Origin of the sequence: Streptomyces sp. NPDC088194 (assembly GCF_040702025.1) — a bacterium.
Classification (GTDB): domain Bacteria; phylum Actinomycetota; class Actinomycetes; order Streptomycetales; family Streptomycetaceae; genus Actinacidiphila.
This window is the reverse complement of the sequence record NZ_JBFBIV010000046.1, coordinates 54,044-70,050: the sequence shown is the minus strand read 5'-3', so window position 1 is coordinate 70,050 and position 16,007 is coordinate 54,044. Positions and strand designations below refer to the sequence as shown.

Annotated in this window: 14 protein-coding genes and 2 pseudogenes; 9 read left to right on the top strand and 7 right to left on the bottom strand. The window is 73.0% G+C overall.

What is annotated here, in order from left to right:
- The 3 genes and pseudogenes from AB0399_RS24435 to AB0399_RS24425 all read right to left on the bottom strand — a co-directional run.
- Positions 1-436 (bottom strand): annotated as a pseudogene (locus AB0399_RS24435) (IS982 family transposase); the annotation flags it as partial.
- Between the two features lie 72 nt (positions 437-508).
- On the bottom strand, positions 509-1,405 hold the full coding sequence (locus tag AB0399_RS24430) for a sigma-70 family RNA polymerase sigma factor (RefSeq protein WP_366412792.1): 897 nt from the start codon (positions 1,403-1,405) through the stop codon (positions 509-511).
- A 208-nt stretch (positions 1,406-1,613) separates the two neighbouring features.
- Entirely contained in the window at positions 1,614-2,150 is a 537-nt protein-coding gene (locus AB0399_RS24425) for a hypothetical protein (RefSeq protein WP_329368038.1), read from the bottom strand.
- A gap of 360 nt (positions 2,151-2,510) precedes the next feature.
- Here AB0399_RS24425 and AB0399_RS24420 point away from each other — a divergent pair, with 360 nt between their 5' ends.
- From AB0399_RS24420 to AB0399_RS24410, 3 genes are all read left to right on the top strand, one after another.
- A complete protein-coding gene (locus tag AB0399_RS24420; protein ID WP_366412791.1) occupies positions 2,511-3,254 on the top strand; it encodes a hypothetical protein in 744 nt (247 codons plus the stop codon).
- A 110-nt stretch (positions 3,255-3,364) separates the two neighbouring features.
- Complete coding sequence (locus tag AB0399_RS24415; RefSeq protein ID WP_366412790.1) at positions 3,365-4,603, top strand: sensor histidine kinase; 1,239 nt, start codon at positions 3,365-3,367, stop codon at positions 4,601-4,603.
- Entirely contained in the window at positions 4,600-5,340 is a 741-nt protein-coding gene (locus AB0399_RS24410; RefSeq protein ID WP_366412789.1) for a response regulator transcription factor, read from the top strand. The genes AB0399_RS24415 and AB0399_RS24410 overlap by 4 nt, the downstream gene beginning before the upstream one ends.
- A gap of 191 nt (positions 5,341-5,531) precedes the next feature.
- On the opposite strand, the gene AB0399_RS24405 is transcribed toward AB0399_RS24410, so the two are convergent.
- The 3 genes from AB0399_RS24405 to AB0399_RS24395 form a co-directional block, all read right to left on the bottom strand.
- The gene (locus AB0399_RS24405; RefSeq protein ID WP_329368030.1) at positions 5,532-5,996 is read right to left on the bottom strand and encodes an SPW repeat protein; all 465 of its coding nucleotides are present in this window, start codon (positions 5,994-5,996) and stop codon (positions 5,532-5,534) included.
- Positions 5,997-6,159: 163 nt separating this feature from the next.
- Entirely contained in the window at positions 6,160-6,876 is a 717-nt protein-coding gene (locus tag AB0399_RS24400) for a TetR/AcrR family transcriptional regulator (RefSeq protein ID WP_366412788.1), read from the bottom strand.
- Positions 6,877-6,981: 105 nt separating this feature from the next.
- On the bottom strand, positions 6,982-8,313 hold the full coding sequence (locus tag AB0399_RS24395; RefSeq protein ID WP_366412787.1) for an MFS transporter: 1,332 nt from the start codon (positions 8,311-8,313) through the stop codon (positions 6,982-6,984).
- A gap of 366 nt (positions 8,314-8,679) precedes the next feature.
- Here AB0399_RS24395 and AB0399_RS24390 point away from each other — a divergent pair.
- The 6 genes and pseudogenes from AB0399_RS24390 to AB0399_RS24365 form a co-directional block, all read left to right on the top strand.
- A pseudogene (locus AB0399_RS24390) lies at positions 8,680-9,210 on the top strand (DNA polymerase ligase N-terminal domain-containing protein); the annotation flags it as partial.
- Positions 9,211-9,653: 443 nt separating this feature from the next.
- Positions 9,654-10,586: a non-homologous end-joining DNA ligase gene (ligD, locus tag AB0399_RS24385; protein WP_366412794.1), complete on the top strand. Its 933-nt coding sequence runs from the start codon at positions 9,654-9,656 to the stop codon at positions 10,584-10,586.
- A gap of 37 nt (positions 10,587-10,623) precedes the next feature.
- Positions 10,624-11,343, top strand: a complete 720-nt coding sequence (locus tag AB0399_RS24380) for an MgtC/SapB family protein (protein ID WP_328465403.1) — start codon at positions 10,624-10,626, stop codon at positions 11,341-11,343.
- A gap of 268 nt (positions 11,344-11,611) precedes the next feature.
- Positions 11,612-12,244 (top strand): MarR family winged helix-turn-helix transcriptional regulator, encoded by a 633-nt coding sequence (locus tag AB0399_RS24375; RefSeq protein ID WP_329368023.1) that lies wholly within the window; start codon positions 11,612-11,614, stop codon positions 12,242-12,244.
- Positions 12,245-13,933 carry an MDR family MFS transporter gene (locus AB0399_RS24370; protein WP_329368022.1) on the top strand — a complete coding sequence of 563 codons (1,689 nt, stop codon included), beginning with the start codon at positions 12,245-12,247 and terminating at the stop codon, positions 13,931-13,933.
- 256 nt (positions 13,934-14,189) lie between these two features.
- Positions 14,190-15,017 (top strand): SDR family NAD(P)-dependent oxidoreductase, encoded by an 828-nt coding sequence (locus AB0399_RS24365; protein WP_366412786.1) that lies wholly within the window; start codon positions 14,190-14,192, stop codon positions 15,015-15,017.
- 74 nt (positions 15,018-15,091) lie between these two features.
- On the opposite strand, the gene AB0399_RS24360 is transcribed toward AB0399_RS24365, so the two are convergent.
- Complete coding sequence (locus tag AB0399_RS24360; RefSeq protein WP_329368019.1) at positions 15,092-15,877, bottom strand: hypothetical protein; 786 nt, start codon at positions 15,875-15,877, stop codon at positions 15,092-15,094.
- Between the last annotated feature and the right edge of the window lie 130 nt (positions 15,878-16,007).

Genomic DNA, 16,007 nt, shown 5'->3' with positions numbered 1-16,007 from the left:
CCCAAAACCAGCGGGAGTGGGAGGCGCAGTAGCCGTAGCCGGCCCATCCGGCCAGGGCGGAGCGGCGGACGGTGTCACGGGAGCGGCCGCATTCCACCGGGGTGGAGTCAGTGATCCACACCGGGTCCTGCCACAGGTCAGTGTGCCGGGCCAGGAGGCGTATCGCCTGCTGGATCTGTGGTCGGGCCGCCCGCAGGCGTTTGTTGTAGGCCGATCGCTGGGGCAGATGCGGGAACATCGGGCGTAGGTGGGCGTCCGCGAAGCGGATCCAGCGGGCCTCGGAGTGGAAGCCGAGCAGCACCTGCGCAACGGACAGGCACACCAGTTCTGCGTCGGACAGGCGTGGTGGACGGCCCAGCCGACGCGTTTTCGGCAGATGATCATCAATGAGCACGTACAGTGCCGTCAGGAGGGTGTTCAGTTCTTCGGTCGTCACAACCCGATGCTGAACACCCTTCCTGCTGCCCAGACCCGAAACCGCAGAACCCGAGACATCGGAACTACTCGTCTAGTCCGTAGGGAGGTCGAGCGCGGCGAGGCGGTCGGGGTCGGCGAGCACGTGGATGTGGGTGATGCGGGAGTTCCGCACGGTGAAGGCGACGAGCGCCCGGGGGAAGCCGCCGGCCACCGTGAGGGTGCCCGGGGCGCCGTTGACGACGACCGGGCGCGGCGCGGCCCCCGCCCCGCGGAACAGCAGTGCCTGGCGGGCGACATCGGCGGCGCCGTGCACCTCCTGGGAGACGCCGCGCCCTCCCGCCCCGACGTCCGCGCGCAGCACGACCTCGGGGTCGAGCACGGCGACGAGCCCGTCGAAGTCGCCGTCCCGGGCGGCGGCGAGGAAGGCGTTCACCACCGCCCGCTGCCGGCCCGGATCGGGATCGGGCGTGGCCTCGGCGCCCTGGACGCGCCGCCGGGCCCGGCTGGCGAGTTGGCGCGCGGCGGCCGAGGTCCGGCCGACGACGGGCGCGATGTCGTCGAACGGCACGGCGAACATGTCGTGCAGCACGAACGCGAGGCGCTCGGCCGGGGCGAGGGTGTCCAGCACGACGAGCAGCGCCAGACCGACCGAGTCCGCGAGCAGCGCCTCCTGTTCCGGATCGAGGTCGTCCGCCGCGCTCACCAGCGGGTCGGGCACGTGCGTGTCCAGGGAGTCCTCGCGGCGCGCGGCACGCGAGCGCAGCATGTCGAGGCAGACCCGGGCGGTGACGGTGGTGAGCCAGCCGCCGAGGTTGTCGATGCCGTCGGGGTGGGTACGGTTCAGCCGCAGCCACGTCTCCTGCACCGCGTCGTCGGCCTCGCTGAAGGAGCCGAGCATGCGGTAGCCGACCGACCGCAGATGGGAGCGGTACTCCTCGAAGTGGCGGGCCAGCAGGTTCGCGTCGTCGCTGTCGTCGCTCGTCGTCAAAGGGTTCACACCTCTCTGACGGGACGGGCGGCGCGGATGTGACCGCCCCGCCCGTCCCCGCCGCCGGCGGCCACCGCTTCCCCGTCCATGCCCGGCATTGTGTCCCCTCCCGGCGCCGATCCCGTGGCACGACCGGCCGCCGGGCACGAACGGGCCCGCCGCCGGGTACGGCCCGGGCCGCCGCCGGGTACGGCCCGGGACGCCGCGCTCAGGCCGAGGCCGCCACGGCAGGCCCCCGGTTCCGCCGGCGCACGGCCGCCGCCTGCGTGGCGAGCGTGAGCGTACGGGTCAGCGTCATCGCCACCGCCATCAGCAGCAGCGAGTCCGTGAGCGCGTCCACGGTGACCTGGTGGTGGATCATCCAGTGCCCGAGCTGCGCGGAGAACCAGTGCTCGGAACCGTAGGAGAAGGCCGCGCGGGCGCCGATCACGGCGACCCACAGTCCCGCGTAGGCGACGCCGGTACGGCTGACCGGCTTTCCGGTGCGGGGGCTGGCATAGACGTGGGTGAGGCCGGCCGCGGCCAGCCCGGCGACGACCCCGGCGACGACGGCGACCAGTTCCATGCCGAGCCCGTCCCCGTGGGTGGCGGGCGACGCGAGGAACAGCGGGACGATCGCGGCCGACGTCAACAGCGGCCGCAGGATGCGGAAGGCGCCGATCTTGCGGTGCGGCCCGAGGTCCGCCTCCAGGACGGCGAAGAGGACGACGGCGTTGATCACCATGGCTTGGGTGAGCGTGGACATGAGCGGAGTCCCTGTCTCGGAGTGCGCGGAGGTGGTTCGGGGTGGCCGGGAACGGTGGACGTGGTTCGGGGTGGTGGCGATGTCGGCCGGCTCGGCCTTGGAGCGCCGGGCGCCGGGGGTACGACCCGACCCCCACAGCGTCGGCTCCGCGCCGGTACGACCGCGCCGTAGCACGGGGCGATTCCCGGGGTGATCCGCGCCGCCCGCCCGTCACCCGGTCACCCCGTGCCTCACCCCTGGACGTCACCCCTGGACGTCACCCCGCGGCTCACCCCGCGGTGTGACGCCCGCGCCCGGCCGGCTCCGTAACGTCGCTGGTGGCAGGCCGGACCGGGCCGCCGCTGACCGGAGGAGCTTCCCGTGCTCGAGGTACTGGCCGTGATCGCGATCGTGGTCTACGTCATCGGCCGCCAACTGCTCGGCGAGTCGCTGCGCGGCAAGCGGGTGCTGCTGCTGCCCGCGATCCTGGTGGTGGTCGGGCTGACCCGGCTGGGCGGCGGAAGCCACCATGTGCGCCCGGTGGACGTGGCGTGCCTGGTCGCCAGTGGCGTGATCGCGGCGGCGATCGGCGCCGGGCAGGGCGCGATGATGCGGCTGGAGAACCGCGAAGGCGGCCTGTGGGGGCGGATGCCGCCGCGCAGCCTGCTGCTGTGGGCCGCCCTGGTCGGCTCCCGGGTGGCCATGACGGTCCTGGCGAGCGCGCTCGGCGCCCACGTGGCCGCCTCGACCGCACCGATCGTGCTGATGCTGGGCGTCAACCGGCTCGGCCAGGCCGCGCTCATCACCCGCCGCGCCCTGGCGATGGGCATCCCGTTCGCCCGCGAGAAGGACGGCTCGGTCTTCCTCTCCGACCAGCTCTCCGGCCTGGGCGCCCGCCTCACCGGCCAAGGCGGTCAGGGCGGTCAGGGCGGTCACCCTCACCCCGGCCGCGACGGCGCCGACGACGGCCGGTACGACCCGTACGACGCTTACGGCCGGGACGACCGCTCCCGCCGCCGGGACACCTACGACCATGACCGGTACGACACGTATGACACGTACGACCGGGGCGACGCCGCCCGCCGTGACCGTACCGACCGCCGGGCCTCGCGGCGGTACCGGTGACATCGGCGCCCGCGGTCGCGCGCGACCGCCGTACGACGCTCCGCGGGCCGGGGGCCACCGGCCGGACGCACGGCTCGGGCGCCGAGCACGACCAGGGCTATCGTGCCGAGGTGCTGACTTCCGTGTCCTGGCTGATCCGGGCGGTCGCCTATGCCCTGTTCGGGGCCGACCTGTTCAGCCACCACTCGTACGGTCCGGTGGAACGTCCGGCGGTCGCGATCGCGTACGGCCTGTCCGGGGTGCTGCTCGTGCTGTGGGCGCTGCTGAACGTCGGCGACGGCGGCACCTCGGCGCAGCGGACAACCGTGCTGGCGCTCCTCGCGTCGGTCTCCGGCGCGGTGGCGGTGCAGCCGGGCGCGACCACGATCGTGGGCGTGGGCTTCATCGCCACGATCGACGCGGGCACCGGTATCCGGCGGGCCGAGGGCTGGTACGTGTTCGGCGCGGGGGCGCTGGCCGCGGAGGTCGGTCTGCTGTTCAGCAGCGCGGACCCGAAGGCCGCGCAGGGCGTCCCCCTGCTGTTCGCCTTCGCGCTGCTTGCGGGCTTCAACCGCCGCGCCTACCGGGTCCAGGCCGCGCAGAGCAAGGCGCTGCTCGACCAGGCGGAGCGGCTGCGCTCCGAGCAGCGCCGGGTCGCCGTGCTCGACGAACGCACCCGGATCGCCCGCGAGATCCACGACGTGCTCGCCCACTCGCTCGGCGCCCTCGGCATCCAGATCCAGGCCGCCCGCGCCCTGCTGACCGACCACCAGGACACCGACCGGGCGATCGACGTGCTCACCACCGCGCAGCGGATGGCCTCGGACGGGCTGTCCGAGACCCGCCGCGCGGTGCACGCCCTGCGCACCGACACCCCGCCGCTCGCCGAGGAACTGGCGCGGATGGCGGCCACCCACGAGCAACGGCACGGGAGTACGGTGACGCTGACCGTGGTCGGCGGCGCGGCGCCGCTGCCCCCGGACCAGGCGCTGGCCCTGGTGCGCACCGCACAGGAGTCGCTGACCAACGCCGCCAAGCACGCGCCGCACCGGCCCGTGACCGTCGATCTGCGCTACGGGGACCACGACGTGACACTGACCCTCACCAACCCGCTCGGCCGCGGCACCCCGCCGCCCGCCGACCCGCCGCCGGACACACCGGACGCACCGGACGCACCGAACGCGCCGAACGCACCGGACGCTTCCCCGGCCGGGCGGACCGCCGGCTTCTCCACCGTCGACGGCGGCTACGGCCTGACCGGGATGCGCGAGCGGCTGCTGCTGCTCGGCGGCACCCTCGACGCGGGTCCGGCGGAAGGTCGCTGGAAGGTGACCGCGCGCGTGCCGAGGAACGGGCGGGCAGCGGCGTGAACCCCACTCCCCCGGCGACCGGAGAACCCGCCCTGCGGGTGGTGATCGCGGACGACCAGGCCGCCGTGCGCGAAGGGCTGGTGCTGTTGCTGGACCTGCTGCCGGGTATCGACGTGGTCGGCTCGGCGGCCGACGGCAGGCAGGCGCTCGCGGTGGTCGCCGAACAGCAGCCGGACGCGATCCTGTTGGACCTGCACATGCCGGTGATGGACGGCATCGAGGCCACCCGCCGGCTCACCGCCGAGCACCCGGACGTGGCCATCGTGGTGCTCACCACCTACGCGGACGACCGGTCGGTGCTGGAGACGCTCCGGGCGGGCGCGCGCAGCTACCTCACCAAGGACGCGGACCGGCTGCACATCGCGCAGACGCTGCGCAGCGCCACCGCCGGGCTGACGGTGCTGCACCCGCAGGTGCAGGCCACGCTGCTGGCCGCCGCCGAACCCGACCGGGGGACGGACGCCGGCGCCAGGGGGACGTTCGGTGACCCGGCGGGTTCCGGCCCGAACTCCGCTGCCGAGCCAGGCCCTCGCCCCGAACTCCCGGACGGGCTGACCCGGCGTGAGGCCGAGATCCTGGCGCTGATCGCCCGCGGCCGGAACAACGCCGAGATCGCCGGCGAACTCTTCCTCAGCGGCAACACCATCAAGACCCACATCAACCGGATCTTCGCCAAGACCGGCTCCCGCGACCGCGCCGCCGCCACCCGCTACGCCCAGCGGCACGGCCTGGACTGACCGGCTGAAGAGACCGCCCGGCCCGGCCGCCCGCGGCCCGACACACCTGCCCCGACCGCCTACTTGACGGCCTTTCCGGCCGCCGCCTCGCCCTCGACACACACGTGGGCGGCCCCTCCGGTGACGGAGAGGTCGCCCGCGCTTCTCTTCGTGCTCTGGTACTTCCTGGTGTCCGGTGGAGCGTCAGTCCGTCAGCTACGGACCCTCCGCTTCATCAGGCCCAGGCCCATCGTGGCCAGCCCAAGCAGGATGGCAACACCACCGACAATCGCGTTGTTCACGATCGCCTTGTGGATGTCGGCGTGGCCCGACACCGCCCAAGGAGCCGCTATCGTCCATGCGCCGATCGCAATCGCGACCCAGCCGAGTCCGTGGGTCCGCTCCAGGACGGAGCCGAACCCCATGGCCAACACGGCCAGTGCGATACCCACCACCAGGTTGGTGACCCGCAGGCTGGTGAGGCCGGTGAAGCCCACCACCCAAGGCGAGATGGCCAGGTACAGACCGGTGAGGAGGCACAGACCCTCGATCAGGCCGGCCATCGGCTTGTCCGACACCGCGGCATACCGGTCCCGCAGGGACATGATGTCCGGGTGTTCCTCGATGGTGGAGCGCGTCGACGGAGAAGTCGGCGAATGGCTCGAATCGGTGGCCATGTAAGCCACCTCCCTTTCGCAAGAGCAGTCGCTTCTGACGCCGGATGTCCTTCGGTTCTCCATTCCGAAGCTGCCGCATCCTTACTCAGAGTAAAACTCCTGGCAGCCTTGTGGCCACCCGACGCCTGGACGGTTTGCCCGCTTTGGCGGTTCTTTCGTCCCTCTACCCATGCACGGGGGGTCGAACACTCCCCAAATCCGCCCCAATCGCATGTTTTGCGATATTCGCGGCCGCCGCGCCGTCAGCCGCGGCCGGCTCCCTGTCCTGGGCCGATGCCATCGGCGCCGCGTCCACCAGCATGGCGGCGGCCTCGCGGGCGACGGACGCGGCCGTGGGGTCGTGGTCCATCTTGGAGCTGAAGGTGGCGCCGTCGTAGAGGAGGTGCAACTGGCGGGCGACGCCCTCCGGGTCGGCGACTCCCACCTCCGCGGCGAGTTCGGCGAACAGCGCGCGCATCCAGGCGCGGTACTCGTCGGACGCCTGCTCGACGGAGCCGCCGCGCGGCGCCTCGGCGCTGGCCGCGGCGAACGCGCACCCGTTGTAGCCCGGCGAGGTGATCAGCTCGCCCTGCGCGTCGAACATGCCGAGCAGCCGCTCGCGCGGGGTGCGGAAGCGGGTCAGCACCCGGGTGATCCGGTCGACGTTCCGCTCGCGCCGGTAGTCCAGGTACGCCCGGACCAGGCCCTCCTTGCTGCCATAGCAGTTGTAGAGGGACGCCTTGGCCACGCCGGCGTGCTCGATGACGCGATCGATGCCGACCGACTGCACGCCCTCCGCGTAGAACAACTCGTTGGCGGCCAGCAGCAGGCGCTCCCGCGCGGAGGTCTTCGGCGCCTTGGACGCCTTCGCGGGCACCCCGGGCACGGAACTCTGCACCATCCCGATCACCTCTCAGACAACCCTGTCTAGTCTAACGCGGGCACCGTATCGGAGATATGACTCGGAAACGGGGATTCGACTCGGAGCCAGACCCTAGGGCACCCACTAGCTCTCCCGCACCGCCTGGGGAGCGCGGCGGCCGAGCAGCAGCCCGACGAGCGCCACCGCGGACAGCAGGATCACCGCGGCGCCGTACTCCCGCACGGTGTCCAGCAGACCGCCGCCGTGGACGACCAGGACGCCGGCGATCACCGCGGGCACCCCCATGCCGAGGTAGGAGACCACGTACAACAGCGAGAGCACGCCGGCCCGTTCGTGCGGCTGCACCAGCGGGAGCACCAGGCGTATGCCGCCCTGGAAGCCGGCCCCGAAGCCGAACCCGGCCACCGCGCTGCCGGCGAAGAAGCCGACCTCGGAACCGGTGCCGCCCGCGCCCGAACCGATGGACAGCACGGTGACGGCGACGCCGACGATCAGAGCGCTCACCCCGCTCACCATCACCGTGCGGGTCGGCGTCTCACGCAGCAGCGGCACCGACAGCGCGGCGGCGCCGGCCAGCACGAACAGGCCCAGCCCGCCGTAGACCACCGAGTCGGAGTGCACCAGGCGGCTGGTGATCGCCGGACCGAGCGAGCCGTAGAAGCCGGCCAGCGACCAGACCGCGAAGAGCACCGGCGCGGCGACCGCGATCGAACCGCGGGCGGCGCGGGGCAGCTTGATCTCGGGAACCATGCTGGCCAGGGCGCCCGGCTTGCGGGTCACCGGCTCCTTGAGCGCGGTCACCCCGAGCGCCTGGAGGGCGAAGACGCCGAGCAGCAGGTAGTAGACGAGGTGGGTCGGCGCGGGCAGGAACCGCACCACCAGCCCGGAGGCGAGGGCGCCCACCGCGGTGCCGATCGGCGGCGCGAAGGAGTTGGCGACCGAGCCCTTGATCCGGTCGATGTCGAGCAGGCCGGCGCCTATCGCACCGAGCGCGGCGCCCGTCGCGACCCCCTGGACCACCCGGCCGGCCATCAGCACGTCGACCCCGCCGGCGGTGGCGAACACCACCATCGCGGCCGCCTGCGCGGCGAGCGCGACGAACAGCACGGGCTTGCGGCCTATGTGGTCGGAGATCTTGCCGAAGACCAGCAGCGACACCAGCACCGCCACCGCGTAGACCCCGAAGACGATGGTGGTGGTGATCGGCGAGAAGCCCCACTCGCCCTGGTACACCGCGTAGAGCGGGGTCGGGGCGCTGGAGGCGGCGAGCAGGGAGACGATGATCGAGGCGAGCAGGATCAGCGCGGCGGTGGGGCCGAGACTGCGGCCTCCCGCGGAGGCGGGGGCGGGGCCGGCAGGGCCGACGGCACCGGCGGTGCCGGGGGCGCCCGAAGGCGCGGACCTCGTCGTGCGCCTTCGGCGGGCGACGGCCTCACTGGCCGGGGGGACGGGCATGGCTGCTCCCTCGATGGATGATTGAACAGACCTGTCTACTTCGGATTTCTGATGGTAGACAGACAGGTCTACCCAAGTCAAGCCGAGGTTTGTCCTCCATCCGAGTGGTGACCCGTCGGGGGAGGCTGGGTGGGGACCGGGCGGGGCCGGGGCCGGGGGCGAAGGGCAAGCCGCAGCAGCGAGGAGGGCGCCGTGGCCGCATCGGACACCTCGGGTACTCCGGACACCTCGGAGAGCGCCGGGAACACCGGGAACGGCGGGACCGCCGGGAGCACGGACGACCCGCGGGCGCCCGCACCGGACGCCCCGGACCGCGGCCGGCCCGGGGCGTCCGGACGCCGCGCCGCCCGCGGCAAGGACCGCCGGGACCGGCTCGCCGCGTACCACCGCAAGCGCGACTTCGGACGTACCGCCGAACCGCGCGGGACGCGCGCCTCGGCGGACGGCGGCCCGGTGTACGTCGTGCAGATCCACGACGCGAGCCGGACGCACTTCGACTTCCGGCTGGAGGTCGACGGCGTGCTCAAGTCGTGGGCGGTGCCCAAGGGCCCCTCCACCGATCCGCGGGACAAGCGGCTCGCGGTGCCGACCGAGGACCACCCCATGGAGTACCGGGACTTCGAGGGCGTGATCGAGGCGGGCGAGTACGGCGGCGGGACCGTGATCGTCTGGGACGCGGGCGGCTACCGCAACGCGAGCACCGACCGGTCCGGCCGCGAGGTCCCCTTCGCCGAGGCGCTGGCGCACGGCCACGCGTCCTTCCGGCTGGTCGGCGGCAAGTTGCGCGGCCGCTGGTCGCTGACCCGTTTCCGTGCGGGCGAACCCGGCACCGAGGACGACAGCGGACACGCCAGGGGCGAGGCGTGGCTGCTGGTCAGGTCCGCGGAAGAGGGCCGCCGCGGCGGTGGCGGACGCGGACGTGCCGCCGCCCGCCGCGGCCGGGCGCGCGGAGCGGCCGCCGCCGGGCCGGGTCCCGGCGCGCACGGCCGGCGCGCGGCCGACCCGGACCCGCACGGCGCGGACCCGGGCGACTCCGCCGAGCAAGCCCGCGGCCGCGGCACCCCCGACCCGCATCTGGCCCGCAGCGCGCGCACCGGCCGCACCCTCGCGCAGGTGGCCGCGGCGGGCGGACCGACCTGGCACTCGAACCGTTGACCGCCTCCCGCGGCCCCTCGCCCGGCTCCCCCCGCGGCACCGCCCCTCGCGGCGCGGCCCCCCGCACCGCCTCGCCCGGCCGCTCCCCCGGCTCCTCCGCCTCCCCCGCCTTGAGCCCCTCCGCCGTACCCGCCCGCCTGCTGCGCCCGGTCCCCGCGCACCGCGCCGGCCTCCCGGTCCTCCCGATGCTCGCCACCCCCACCGACCGCCGCTCGTTCGACGGGAGTTGGCTGTTCGAGCGGAAGCTCGACGGCGTGCGGGTGCTGGCCGTACGCGACGCGGACGGCGTGCGGCTGCTCTCGCGCACCGGACGGGACGTCAGCGCGACCTATCCCGAGGTGGTGGCGGCGCTCGCGGCGCAGGAGTGCGCGGACTTCACGGTCGACGGCGAGGTGGTGGCGCTGCGCGCGGGACGCACCGACTTCGCGCTGCTCCAGCAGCGGATGGGGCTCACCGATCCGCGGGCGGTGCGGGCCAGCCCGGTGGAGGTCCACTACTACGTGTTCGACGTGCTCGCACTGGCCGGCTGGGACACCTCCCGGGTGCCGCAGCGGACCCGGAAGGCGCTGCTGCGGGACGCGTTGGCGTACGGCGGGCCGCTGCGCTTCACCCCGCACCGCAACTACGCGGGCGACACCCCGGCGTTGCTCGCCGACGCCTGCGCGCGGGGCTGGGAGGGGCTGATCGCCAAGCGCGCGGACGCCGCCTACCAGCCGCGCCGCTCGCACGACTGGCTGAAGCTGAAGTGCGCGGCCGGGCAGGAGTTCGTGGTCGGCGGCTTCACCGAGCCGGCCGGTTCGCGGATCGGCTTCGGCGCGCTGCTGGTCGGCTACCACGACGCGGACGGCGCGCTGCGTTACGCGGGGAAGGTGGGCACCGGGTACCGCGACCGGGTGCTGCGGGAGGTGCGGGCGCGCCTGGACGCGCTGGCCCGGCCGGCGTCGCCGTTCGCCGACCCGGTGCGTGAACGCGCCGCGCACTGGGCCGAGCCGGTGCTCGTGGCGCAGGTCGCCTTCACCGAGTGGACCAGGGACGGGATGCTGCGCCACCCCCGCTTCCTGGGGCTGCGCGACGACAAGGACCCCGCCGACGTGGTCCGCGAGGCGCCGCCCGGCTGACGGCCCGGCGCCCCGGCCGGTGACTACAGTGGCTGGGATGGAACTGGCGATGTGGGGCGAAGCGACCGGCCAGGGCTGGTCGCAGATCGGCGAGTTGGGGCTGGCGTTCGTGCTGTCGGCGGCGATCGGGCTGGAGCGCGAGGTACGCCAGAAGAGCGCGGGCATGCGTACCCACACGCTCGTCGGGCTCGGCGCCGCGCTGATCATGCTGGTGTCGAAGTACGGCTTCAGCGACGTGCTCGGCCACGACACGGTGCTGGACCCGTCGCGGGTGGCCGCGCAGATCGTCTCCGGGATCGGCTTCATCGGCGGCGGGTTGATCTTCGTACGCCAGGACGTGGTGCGCGGACTGACCACCGCGGCCGTGGTGTGGATGACGGCCGCGATCGGCATGGCGGCGGGCGCAGGGCTGCCGGTGCTGGCCCTGGTGGTGGCCGGGGCGCACTTCCTGATCGTGCTCGGCTTCGCGCCGCTGGCCGCCCGTATCCCCGGCTCGACCCGCTCCCCCGCCTGGCTCCGGCTGGACTACGAGGACGGTCGGGGGGTGCTGCGATCCGCCCTGGAGTCCTGCACGAAGATGGGCTTCAACGTGGTCGACCTGTCGGCGGAGCACGACCACGAACCCGAACACCGCGGCACCGTCACGGTGCATCTGACCGTGCAGGGTCCGCGGCCGGTGGTGGAGCTCGCGTCGGCGCTCGCGGAGATCGACGGCGTGCACCGGGTGAGCACGACCCAGGACGACGCGATCGAGTAGCTTCCGCACGCCCCCGATATCAGTTGCTTGCCTCCAGCAAGTAATATAAGTTGCTGAAGGCAAACAACTGCTTATCGGACAACAGGGGGCGAGGGCGACGGACATCGAGGCCGTACCCGCGACCGACGGCGTCGCGCACGGGACTGACGCGACGCACGGGACGGACGGTACGCGCGTAACGCACCGGCCGGACGCGACGCACCCGGCGGACGCAGCGCACCCGGCACACCCGGCGGACACGACGCACGCCACGCACGAGACCGAGGTCGTGCTGGAGAGTGCCACCGTCGGCGACCAGTTGTCGCGGCTGATGCGGCTGGTCGGCGCGTGGAAGCACCGGGTGCGGGACGAGGGGTGGGGCGACCGGCTGCTGCTGGGACGGCTCGCCGAGGGCGGCCCGCGGCGGGCCACCGACCTCGCCGCCGACACCCTGCTCGACCTGTCCACGGTGAGCCGGCAGATCCGCTCGCTCGTCGAACGGGGCCTGGTCGAGCGGCGGCCGGACCCGGAGGACGGCCGCGGCACCCTGCTCTCCCCGACCGAGCAGGGGCTCGCCGCGGTGGAGCGCTACCGCGCGCAGCGCGACCAGAAGCTGGCCGACGCGCTCGCCGCCTGGCCCGGCCCGGACCGCCGGGACCTCGGCCGCCTGCTGGCCCGCTTCAACGACGACTTCGCCGAACGGCACGTGCGGCCGGTGTGCGCTCCCGCGCAAGGACACGGCCACGCCCACGGGCACGCCCACGGCGACCCGCACGGCCACACCCACTCCGGCCCCTCGGGCCACGACCGCGACCCGGCAGCCGGACACGGCGCCGACGCACCGGGCGGCGCGACCGCCCCCCTCCCACTTCCGCACCACCGCCGGGCCCGCACCCCGGGTCAGATCCAGGAGACCACCTAAGTGAGCAGTAGCAGCCGGACCTCACCATCGTCAGGGGCCGCCCCGGAACCCGCGGCCCCCGCGGCCGACCTCGCACCGGGCGGCCTGACCCACCGTCAGATCCTGACCATCCTCAGCGGTCTGATGCTGGGCATGTTCCTGGCCGCGCTCGACCAGACCATCGTCAGCACCGCGATCCGGACCATAGCCGACGACCTGCACGGCCTGAACCAGCAGGCGTGGACCACCACCGCCTACCTGATCACGTCGACCATCGCCACCCCGCTGTACGGCAAGCTCTCCGACATCCACGGGCGCAAGCCGTACTTCATCGCCGCGATCAGCATCTTCATCGTCGGCTCGGTGCTGTGCACCTTCTCCACCTCGATGGTGGAACTGGCGGTCTTCCGCGCCTTCCAGGGCATCGGGGCCGGCGGTCTGATGTCACTGGCGCTGGCGATCATCGGCGACATCGTGCCGCCGCGCGAACGGGCCAGGTACCAGGGGTACATCCTCGCGGTCTTCGCCACCTCCAGCGTGGCCGGTCCGCTGATCGGCGGCTTCCTCGCCGGCCAGTCCACCATCCTGAGCATCGCCGGCTGGCGCTGGGTGTTCCTGGTCAACGTGCCGATCGGCATCATCGGGCTGTTCGTGGTCGCCCGGGTGCTCAACGTGCCGCACATCAAGCGCAACCACCGCATCGACTGGTGGGGCGCGGTGACCATCGTGATCGGCCTGGTGCCGCTGCTGCTCATCGCCGAGCAGGGCGAGGCGTGGGGCTGGCTCTCCGCGCGGGCGGTGCTCTGCTACGCGGTCGGCGTCATCGGGGTGGCCGCCTGGATCTTCGTCGAGCGCGGCATGGGCGACGAGGCGCTGATCCCGATGCGGCTGTTCCGCAACAACGTCTTCAGCCGCACCAGCCTGCTCAGCCTGATCGTCGGCATGGTGATGTTCGGCGGGCTGCTGATGATCCCGCAGTACCTCCAGATCGTGAAGGGCGCGAGCCCGACCAGGTCCGGCCTGGAGATGCTGCCGCTGATGCTCGGCATGATGGTCGCCTCCATCGCCGCCGGCCAGGCCACCTCCAGGACCGGGCGCTACAAGATCTTCCCGGTGGTCGGCACGGCGCTGATGTTCGTCACCATGCTGCTCTTCCACTACCAGGTGCAGTGGGACACCCCGCTGCCCAAGACCATGGCGTTCATGGCGCTGATGGGGGTCGGGCTCGGTCTGACCATGCAGACGCTGGTGATGTCCGTGCAGAACGCGGTGCCGCCGCAGGACATGGGCACCGCCACCGCGTCGGCGACGTTCTTCCGGCAGCTCGGCGGTACCGCCGGCACCGCGATCTTCCTGTCGGTGCTGTTCAGCACGGTCGGCGGCAAGATCACCACGGCGCTGGGCAAGGCGCAGTCGCACCCGGACTTCCAGAAGGCCGTCGCCGCGCATCCGCACGCGCTGTCGCCGCAGAGCGCGAAGTCCGTGGTCACCGACTCGTCGTTCCTCAAGCACCTCGACCCCGCGCTGGCCGCGCCCTTCAAGCAGGGGTTCGCCGACTCGATGCACCTGGTGTTCATCATCGTCGCCGGTGTGGCCCTGTTGGCGTTCCTGCTGATGCTCACCATCAAGGAGGTGCCGCTGCGCAGCCTCTCGGGTGCGCAGGCCCGCGCGCAGGCCGAGGCGGAGTCGGCGGCGAGCACGGAGTTGTAGGCGTTCGGGCGTCCCGTCGTCCTGGTTCCCCGCGCACCCTTTCGGAAGGGGGCGCGGGGAACCGCGCGTTCGCGGGGAACCGCGCGTTCGCGGGGCGCCGCACGTTCGCGGGGCGCCGCACGTTCGCGGAGTGCCGTACGTTCGCGGAGTGCCGTACGTTCGCGGAGTGCCGTACGTTCGCGGGGCGCGCCCTCGACCATCCGCGCACCCGTAAATCCGAGACGGAAAGTCTCGAAACAAGAGTAGGCTCGGGACCATGCGGGCCATCGAACAGCAGACGATCATGATCACGGGGGCGACGGACGGCCTCGGCCGGGCGCTGGCCCGTGAACTCGCCGCGCGGGGCGCCACGCTGGTGCTGCACGGCAGGAGCGACCGGAAGGGCGAGGACCTCCTCGCGGAGCTTCGCGCGGCCACCGGCAACGACCGGCTGAGCTTCCTGCGCGCGGACTTCGCGAACCTCGCCGACGTCCACGCGCTGGCCGAACGCGCGGCCGGGCTCGACCGGCTGGACGTACTGGTCAACAACGCCGGGATCGCCTCCCCCGACCGCCAGGTCAGCGCGGACGGCCACGAGTTGACGTTCCAGGTGGACTACCTGGCCGGCTACGTCCTCGCGGTGCGCCTCGCCCCGCTGCTGGCCCGCTCCGCCCCCGCCCGCATCGTGCACGTCAGTTCGGCCGGCCAGGCGCCGATCGACTTCGCCGACCCGATGCTGACCCGCGGCTACGACGTGATGCAGGCGTACTGCCAGGCGAAGTTGGCGCAGATCATGCTCACCGTGGACCTCGCGGAGACGCTGGCGCCCCAGGGCGTGACGGCCAACGCGCTGCACCCCGCGACCTTCATGCCGACCAAGATCCTCATGGGCATCGCCCCGCACAGCACCCTCGAAGAGGGCATGCGCAACACGCTGCGCCTGATCACCGATCCGGCCCTGGACGGCGTCTCCGGCCAGTACTTCGACGGCGCCCGCCGTACCCGCGCCGCCCATGACGCCTACGACCCCGAAGCGCGGCGCCGGCTGCGCGAGTTGAGCGAACAGCTGACCGGCGCCCCGTTCCCGGCACCGCCGAGGAACTGACCCCCTGGCGAACCGTCCCGCGGCGCCGCGGCGGCGGTGCGCGTCCGGCTCGTCTCCGGTGCGGGGCCACCGCACTAGCGGGTGGGAGCGGATGCCGGGGCGGGGGTCTCGGTGGAGTGGTGGGGCTGGTCGGTGGGGGCGGTGGAGCGCTGGCGGGCGGCGAGCCACGCGACGAGGCCGGCGATGAGGACGGCGAGGACCAGGCTGACCGGGCCGGTGCCCCAACCGAGGCCGCCGTGGGCGGTGGAGGCGCCCATCCAGTCGGCGAAGGAGGCGCCGAGCGGGCGGGTCAGGACGTAGGCGGCCCAGAAGGTGGCGACCGGGTTGAGCCGGAAGCCGAGCCAGGCGACGGCGGGTACGGCGATCAGCGCCGCGAACATCACGCCGGAGGAGAAGTAGCCGAGGTGCAGACCGCCCGCGGTGAGGTCGCCGACGGCGGTGCCCAGCGCGAAGGTGGCCAGCACGGTGCCCCAGTAGAACTTCTCGCGCCGCCGGGTGCGGATGCTGTGGATCGACAAGGTGCCCTCGCTGCGGTACCAGGCGATCAGCACGGCCGTGAGGATCACGGCGAAGGCCACGGTGGAGACCGCGTACGGGATGCCCACCACGACGTGCACGACGTCGGCGGCCATCGTGCCGAAGACGCTCACCATGACGATCGCCGACCAGTACGTCCAGGCCGAGTAGCGTGGCGCGCGGAACTGGAGCATCAGCGAGCCGACCAGCCCGAGCAGCCCGATCGCTCCGGCCCCGACCGGGCTCAGCACCCGGGCGAGGAAATCCGAGGTGGTCTCACCCATACCGGTGGTGAGCACCTTCGTCAGCCAGAACAGCACGGTCACTTCGGGTACCTTGCTCATGGCCGCGCCGGCCGCCCTCGCCGCGCCACCGCCGCCGTGTCGGGACCGCTTCACGAAGCCGCCGCCTTCCTGGCGCCACGCGGGCGCCGCCCTACGATCCATGTCTGACTACAGGACTGTAGACGGAAAC

Coding starts and splice junctions, on each gene's coding strand:
- AB0399_RS24380 (WP_328465403.1), top strand. CDS start 10,624: ATGGAACTGGCGATGTGGGGCGAAGCGACCGGCCAGGGCTGGTCGCAG.
- AB0399_RS24395 (WP_366412787.1), bottom strand. CDS start 8,313: ATGCCCGTCCCCCCGGCCAGTGAGGCCGTCGCCCGCCGAAGGCGCACG.
- ligD (WP_366412794.1), top strand. CDS start 9,654: ATGCTCGCCACCCCCACCGACCGCCGCTCGTTCGACGGGAGTTGGCTG.
- AB0399_RS24360 (WP_329368019.1), bottom strand. CDS start 15,877: ATGAGCAAGGTACCCGAAGTGACCGTGCTGTTCTGGCTGACGAAGGTG.
- AB0399_RS24405 (WP_329368030.1), bottom strand. CDS start 5,996: ATGGCCACCGATTCGAGCCATTCGCCGACTTCTCCGTCGACGCGCTCC.
- AB0399_RS24365 (WP_366412786.1), top strand. CDS start 14,190: ATGCGGGCCATCGAACAGCAGACGATCATGATCACGGGGGCGACGGAC.
- AB0399_RS24400 (WP_366412788.1), bottom strand. CDS start 6,876: ATGGTGCAGAGTTCCGTGCCCGGGGTGCCCGCGAAGGCGTCCAAGGCG.
- AB0399_RS24425 (WP_329368038.1), bottom strand. CDS start 2,150: ATGTCCACGCTCACCCAAGCCATGGTGATCAACGCCGTCGTCCTCTTC.